Raw genomic sequence first — 558 nt, 5'->3', positions numbered from 1 at the left:
CCGCGGCGGTGGACGATGCGGCCAGCGTGGGCGAAGACGCCAGCGCCGCGATCACCGGCGAGGTGCTCGGCAACGATGTCGGCGGCGCCGACGGCAAGTCCTTCGTCGCCTTCGATAGCCCCACGGCCCATTACGGCAGCTTCACCGACAACGGCGATGGCAGCTGGAGCTATCGGGTCGATTCGACCGCTCAAGCGGTGCAGTCGCTGGACACCGGCGAGACGCTGACCGAAACCTTCCGCTACACCCTGACCGACAGCGATGGCAGCACCGACACGGCGACGCTGACGGTGACCATCACCGGCAGTGACGACGGCGCGCCGACGGTGACGATTCCCGATGGTAATGGCAGTGGCAGCGGCGCCGAGGCCGGCCACCACCGCCTGGTGGAAGCCAGCGGCGAGAGCGTCAGCGCGAGCATGACGGTGGGTGCCGAGGCCGGGATTGCCGCGGTCACGGTGGCGGGCAAGGACGTGACGACGGCCAGCGCCACGGCGCCGGTCACGCTGTCCGGCAGCTACGGCACGCTGACGATCACCGGCTTCGACGCGGCCAGCG

General features: G+C 70.3%; 1 protein-coding gene. It reads left to right on the top strand.

Features of this window, described 5'->3' with window-relative positions; all coding sequences use genetic code 11:
- Positions 1-558, top strand: a 558-nt coding sequence (locus tag ACUN9Y_RS22165) for a VCBS domain-containing protein (protein WP_445462908.1), incomplete at both ends; no start/stop codon positions are given.

The sequence above is a fragment of the Halomonas sp. V046 genome (genome assembly GCF_052645355.1).
The sequence above is the reverse complement of the archived record's forward strand: the minus strand, read 5'-3'. Positions and strand labels throughout refer to the sequence as shown.